Raw genomic sequence first — 6,364 nt, 5'->3', positions numbered from 1 at the left:
CGAAGTTACGAATAGGGGCTGTCCTCGTTCATGATAACTTATGAAATACTTCTTCGAAACTTCTACGTTTGAAGCGCTCCCGCCATTTATTCCGAAGCGGACAGTCTTGACCCCTTGCGGGGCGTAGGCCGAAGCGTAGACTGGAAATGCGCTTCTTCCCCCACCACAGCAACTTTTAAAAAAGACCTCCACCGCTTTTATCAAGCAATGGAGGTCTTCTGCATTTTTCAAACGGACTTACTTCATCCACTTCACATTCTCTTTTTTCTCTTCATTCACCAACAACGTAAAAACATCGGGTCGCGAATAATGTCCAACGACATCAAAATCAAATTGGCTATAAGCGATTTCGCGAATGTCCAGATCAGCGTAGAGAATCTCCTCCCGACCAAAAACAGGCTCGACGATATAGTCACCCAATGGCCCCACAATCGCACTTCCACCTCTGCTCATCTCGTCTGGCGAAGAAGCCAGATCGTCGTAGCACGCCAAATCAGTTGGATACATATCTTTTGTTACGTACTGATTGCACGATAAGACGAAGCATCTGCCTTCCAATGCGATATGGCGGATCGTAGCTTGCCATGCATCCCTCGCGTCTGCTGTTGGTGCGATATAGATTTGAACGCCTTTTGCATACATTGCTGCTCGTGCTAACGGCATATAATTCTCCCAACAAATCAGAGCCCCGATCTTACCGTAAGGAGTATCGAATACCGGCAAAGTACTTCCGTCCCCTTCGCCCCAAATCAACCGTTCGGATGCAGTCGGCTTCAGCTTGCGATGCACGCCGAGCAACTCACCATCTGGTCCGAAAAATAGGACGGAACAATATAGGGTGCCACCGCTATTTTCACTGTCTCTCTCAATCACACCAATGACGAGATACACGCCCGCCTTGCGCGCTGCCTCCCCGAGCTTGTCTGTCTCTTCACTCGGGACGACAATCGAATTGTCCCAATAACGAAACCAGTCTTTACGCCCCTCAGGGGAACGACTGCCTACTTTTGTCCCGAAAGTAAGGCCTCTCGGATACGCAGGGATAAAAGCTTCAGGAAAAACAACGATTTTCGCTCCCTTTTCTCCTGCTTCCAGTGTCAGTGAAACCGCCTTTTCCGTACTTGCCTCAAGGTCCATGATGACAGAAGCAGCTTGAACAACAGCAACTCGAACGTTTTGTTGCGGATTAGACATATTGACCTCCCCTGCTCTCCTAGAGAAATTCGCTTGTTCTCCTACTATTCGGTGTATCTAGGGGTCTCCCCTACTGCTGCAACAATTTAATATCCTCGATAATTTGATTGTAAGGCACGTCCGTCATTCCTTCGTAACGGTTAACCACTGTTCCCTTTTGATCGACCAAGTATAAAAACGTGTCGTGGATGATTTGATCGGAATTAGGGTCCTTTTCTATTGGAGTCTTGAATGACTTGAGAATAAACGTTTTGATCTCATCAAATCCATAGCCAGTCAATGCATGCCAATTGGAGAAGTCAGCATTGAATTTGCCCAGATATGACTTCAATGCCTCTGGCGTATCTCTTTCTGGATCAACCGAGAAGGAAACAAACTCCACATCAACGCCAGTTTCTTTTGCTTTTTTCTGCAATTCAGCCATGTTTGCTGTCATCGTCGGACAAACGGTTCCACAATACGTAAAGACAAAGTTAGCAACCCACACCTTATTGTCCAAGTCTTTCGATGAAAAAGGCTTCCCTTCCTGGTCCGTATAAGCAAATTCATTAACCGGATAGTTGTAATCATATCTTGCTGGACCACACGCAGTTACCAAAACCATCAGGATACTGAGCATGATCAACCAAGCTGTTTTTTTCATTGTACCGCCCCTCTCCTATTTCTTTTTCTCAGAGAGCCACTTCGCTAACTGGCCGATTTCTTCGGCGCTGAGCACTTTTTCATAACCAGGCATGCCATTTGCGCCGACCGTAATTATTTCAACGAGGTTTTCCTCCGTCATTTTCGAGCCAACTTGCTGCAAGCCTGGACCCACCCTACCGGATAAATCGTTACCGTGGCAGCTCATGCAATTATTTTTGTATAGCTTCATCGCACTTTTCTCTGCATCTGCAACTTCTGTTTGCTCTTCTGTTGCGCCATTGCTGCATGCAGTTGCAACCAAGAACAGGGAACCAATCATGAGATACTTAATGGCTTTCACAGAACCCCCCTACCTTTCAGACGGGAATAACGGTACCTTACAAAAAGGGACGGCCTGCTGTATCCATTACCATAATCGTTACGGTTGTTAGCAGCAGCACCACGTACGGAATCATTTGCAGCTTGGTTCGCTTGATTCCCTTCACTACCGGAAAGAGAGGAAAGCCACTCCCGCAAGACCGAGAACCAGGGCGTACAAGCAGTACGCACCCAGGTTTCAGTCGGTCCGCAAGCAAGTGGTCAGTCTTTCGTACCGGTCATTTTTTGATCAAGCTGCTCATTATAGTGCGACCATGTTGTACATCATGATCCAGATGGAGCCGATCACGATAAGGAATACGATAAACAACCCGAGTAAAAGCGACATCAAGTTGTAACGTGGTTTATCCTCTTCTTTCAGATGCATGAAGAAGAATAACTGGACAATAAACTGGAACAGAGCCGCTACCAAATAGATGATGAGTCGTTTATCACTATCCAACCAGCCGTTCTCTAGGGCCAAGATGGGAATGATCGTTAATACAAGCGACAAGACGAAACCGATCACATACGATTTCAGGGAACCATGACCGCCGTGTTGTTCTGTCGTGCCATGCACAGATTGCTTGCTCAATTAATTCACCCCCATCACATACACGATGGTGAAGACGAAAATCCAAACAACATCAAGGAAATGCCAGAACAAGCTGATGATGTTTACTTTTCGTTTCGTTACGGGTGTAATACCGTGCTTCGCGATTTGCATGATGACGATGATCATCCACCCAATACCGAGCGTCACGTGTAATCCATGTGTTCCTACCAATGTGTAAAAGGCAGTCAGGAATGCACTCGTTCCAATCGTTGCGCCTTCACTAACCATATGAATGAACTCATTGATTTCTAGGAACAGGAAGGACGCTCCTAAAAATATGGTAACTCCCAGCCAGTTCATCAGAGCAAGACGATTCCCCTTGTTCATAGCGAGAATCGCAAGACCGCTCGTGAAGCTACTGGTCAGCAAAATAAACGTACTCGCGTAAATACCATTCATCTGAAAAAGCTCTTTTGGACCTGGACCACCATCCGTGCTACCTTGCAGTACGATATAAGTCGCAAACAAGGTAGCAAACAAGATGACATCCGTCATGAGGTAGATCCAAAAGGCAAATGTGCGCAATTCCTCTTGGTCTGGATGATGATCATGGTGTCCAGCATTCACATTAGCCATTACGTAATCACCCTCCCTGCTTCTGCCTCTGTACGTTTAATCTCTTCCACCGTGACATAATAGTCCGTGTCGTAGTTAAACGAGTGAACAACCATACACGCAATTACACCGATAAATCCTGGTACAGCCATCCATAGCCAGTCAAAAATCAAACCGAATCCGACGAAGAACCAGAACATAGACATCACGATCGGAATACCGGAGTTTTTCGGCATATGAATCGGTTCCAGCTCTACTTTCGCTGGCTTTTCCAAGCCTTGCTCGATGCGCAGCTTTCTTTCATGCCAATCATCTTGAGACGTTACCTGCGGCATTACGGCAAAGTTATAGAACGGAGCTGGAGAAGGAATCGACCACTCCAGTGTACGAGCATTCCATGGGTCTCCTGTTGTATCTCTCTTCATGTGCTTGATACTGTGTGCAATGTCCCAAATTTGGACAAGGAATGCAGCTCCCATGATTACGGCACCAATCGTCGATACCAGGTTCATTTCGAACCAGCCCTTGTCCCAGCCGTACGTGTAAATACGACGTGTCATACCCATCAAGCCCAATGCGTATTGCGGCATGAAGCACAGGTAGAACCCGATGTTCCACAGCCAGAAAGCCCAACGGCCAATACGCTCATTTAGCTTGAAGCCAAAAATCTTCGGCCACCAGTAGTACAAGCCCGCGAAGAATCCAAACACGACACCCGCAATGATCACTTGGTGGAAGTGTGCAATGAGGAAGTAGCTGTTGTGATACTGGAAGTCAGCAGGTGCCACGGACAGAAGGACACCCGTCATCCCACCGATGACGAAGTTCGGGATAATCCCAACCGTCCACAGCATCGGTGTTTCGAACGTAATTTTTCCTCGGAACATCGTAAACAGCCAGTTAAACACTTTCACACCCGTCGGAATCGCAATCAACATCGTCGTAACCGCGAAGAAGGCATTGACGTCCGCACCGGAGCCCATTGTGAAGAAATGGTGCGCCCATACGAGGAACGAAAGAACGCTAATGATGATCATGGCGAATACCATGGATTTGTAACCAAACAGCTTTTTCCGTGAGAACGTCGCAACGATCTCGGAGAAAATCCCGAACGCTGGCAAAACGATAATGTAAACTTCCGGGTGACCCCACATCCAAATCAAGTTAATGTACATCATCGGATTACCGCCGCCATCCAAGGTGAAGAAGTGCCCACCCAAATAGCGGTCGATAAACAGCAGTGCCAATGTAACCGTCAAGATTGGGAATGCGAAAACAATCGCGATACAACTCGACAAAACCGACCAGGAAAACATCGGCATTTTCATCAAAGTCATACCAGGAGCACGCACTTTCAAGATCGTCACAATAAAGTTAATCCCGGTCATCAAACTACCAATACCTGAGATCTGAATCCCCCAAATGTAGAAATCCTGACCTGGTCCCGGGTTAAAGGCTAGCTCCGAATACGGCGGGTAAGCCAGCCATCCTGCATCCGGCGAACCCCCAATGACGAAGGACAGGTTAAACAGCATCGCCCCTGAGAAAAACAGCCAGAAGCTGAGCGCATTCAGAAACGGAAAAGCTACGTCACGTGCACCGAGTTGCAGCGGCACGATGACATTGAACAAACCAAACATAAGCGGCATCGCCATAAACAGAATCATAATGACGCCATGCGTTGTAAAAATCTGATTGTAGTGATCCCCACTCAAAAACTGCATCTCAGGCATAACGAGCTGCGCCCGCATCAGGAGAGCATCTACCCCTCCTCGAAACAGCATGAGAACGGAAGCGAGAATGTACATGATACCGATCTTCTTGTGATCGACAGTTGTCAGCCATTCGCGCCAGAGCCATCCCCATTTTTTAAAGTAAGTCAGCACCGATACGATTGCGATGATACTGAGCACAATGCTGACGTCCGCACCGTAAATAAGTGGATCGCCTGTTACGAAAAATTCAGAGGCGAATTCTTTTACACTCTCCCACATCGTTGTCTCTCTCCTCCCTCTTTCAAATTCAAGCGACTATTCTTTCACCCGCGCTGGCGGCTGCACTCTCGTAGATAAGCCGTGATTGTGTGAAGCAGCATACTTGGTCACCGTCATCTCGTACAATCCTTCAGGGAAAGCGGAGAAATAGCGCACATCCGATGTTCCTTGTTTGGTCAGCTCTTTGTAACCATCCAGCGTTAGCGCAGGGGATGTATTTTTCACCTGATTCACCCATTGATCAAAGTCTTCTTGGGAAGTCGCATTCGCTGTAAAGAACATCTTCGCAAATTCTTTTCCGGTAAAGTTCGCACCAGATCCCATGTACTCACCCTGCTCATCTGCTTGCAGGTAGAGAGTCATAGACATACCGGACATGGCATAAATCTGACCGCCAAGCTGTGGAATCCAGAATGAATTCATCGGGGCGTCAGATGTCACTTCGAAGCGTACTGGCGTATCCTCTGGGAACTGTACGTAGTTCACAGTGGCAATCCCTTGTTCAGGATATTGGAACAGCCACTTCCAATCCAAATTCGTCACTTGAATCGTGATCGGTTTCTTCTCGGATTCCAACGGCTTGGATGGCTCCAACGAATACGTGTACCGAACTGTCACGATCCCAATTAACGTAATAATGATGATGGGAATGCCCCACCAAATGATTTCCAGTTTCGTACTGTGTTCCCAATTAGGCGTGTACTTCGCCTTTCTTCCTTCTCTGTCACGGTATCGCCATACAATGACAAAAGTAAGAATTAGTACAGGAACAATCACAATTAACGTTAAAAGCGTGGATAAAATCATTAAGTCCTTTTGCTGTTCACCAATGGGTCCTTTCGGATCGAGCACGATATAGTTATCAGCGCAACCGGTCGTCAAGAACAGCAGGATGAACATGAACAAAAATGACATACAGCGTACTGTCTTGGACGTCTTCATGTCCTTGTCCTCATCTCCTATCACCATGCACGGGGTACTATTGAAACAAGTCTTACTCTAA

Annotated in this window: 7 protein-coding genes and 2 pseudogenes; all 9 read right to left on the bottom strand. The window is 47.0% G+C overall.

Features of this window, described 5'->3' with window-relative positions; all coding sequences use genetic code 11:
- Nucleotides 1-231, bottom strand: a pseudogene (locus HP568_RS29540) (hypothetical protein); the annotation flags it as partial.
- A 6-nt stretch (nucleotides 232-237) separates the two neighbouring features.
- Nucleotides 238-1,194, bottom strand: a complete 957-nt coding sequence (locus tag HP568_RS15735) for a carbon-nitrogen hydrolase family protein (RefSeq protein ID WP_173629566.1) — start codon at nucleotides 1,192-1,194, stop codon at nucleotides 238-240.
- A gap of 70 nt (nucleotides 1,195-1,264) precedes the next feature.
- Nucleotides 1,265-1,837 carry an SCO family protein gene (locus tag HP568_RS15730; RefSeq protein WP_048034887.1) on the bottom strand — a complete coding sequence of 191 codons (573 nt, stop codon included), beginning with the start codon at nucleotides 1,835-1,837 and terminating at the stop codon, nucleotides 1,265-1,267.
- A 15-nt stretch (nucleotides 1,838-1,852) separates the two neighbouring features.
- Nucleotides 1,853-2,179: a c-type cytochrome gene (locus HP568_RS15725; RefSeq protein WP_173629565.1), complete on the bottom strand. Its 327-nt coding sequence runs from the start codon at nucleotides 2,177-2,179 to the stop codon at nucleotides 1,853-1,855.
- A gap of 64 nt (nucleotides 2,180-2,243) precedes the next feature.
- Nucleotides 2,244-2,348: pseudogene (locus tag HP568_RS30290) on the bottom strand (heme o synthase); the annotation flags it as partial.
- Between the two features lie 110 nt (nucleotides 2,349-2,458).
- Entirely contained in the window at nucleotides 2,459-2,791 is a 333-nt protein-coding gene (gene cyoD / locus HP568_RS15720) for a cytochrome o ubiquinol oxidase subunit IV (protein WP_007723955.1), read from the bottom strand.
- Entirely contained in the window at nucleotides 2,792-3,388 is a 597-nt protein-coding gene (gene cyoC, locus HP568_RS15715) for a cytochrome o ubiquinol oxidase subunit III (protein ID WP_048034889.1), read from the bottom strand.
- On the bottom strand, nucleotides 3,388-5,361 hold the full coding sequence (locus HP568_RS15710) for a cbb3-type cytochrome c oxidase subunit I (RefSeq protein WP_173629564.1): 1,974 nt from the start codon (nucleotides 5,359-5,361) through the stop codon (nucleotides 3,388-3,390). Before HP568_RS15710 ends, cyoC begins: the two co-directional genes overlap by 1 nt.
- A gap of 36 nt (nucleotides 5,362-5,397) precedes the next feature.
- Nucleotides 5,398-6,303, bottom strand: a complete 906-nt coding sequence (cyoA, locus tag HP568_RS15705; protein ID WP_048034891.1) for a ubiquinol oxidase subunit II — start codon at nucleotides 6,301-6,303, stop codon at nucleotides 5,398-5,400.
- Nucleotides 6,304-6,364: the final 61 nt, after the last annotated feature.

Source organism: Brevibacillus sp. MS2.2 (assembly GCF_013284345.1).
GTDB lineage: Bacteria > Bacillota > Bacilli > Brevibacillales > Brevibacillaceae > Brevibacillus > Brevibacillus brevis_C.
The sequence above is the reverse complement of the archived record's forward strand: the minus strand, read 5'-3'. Positions and strand labels throughout refer to the sequence as shown.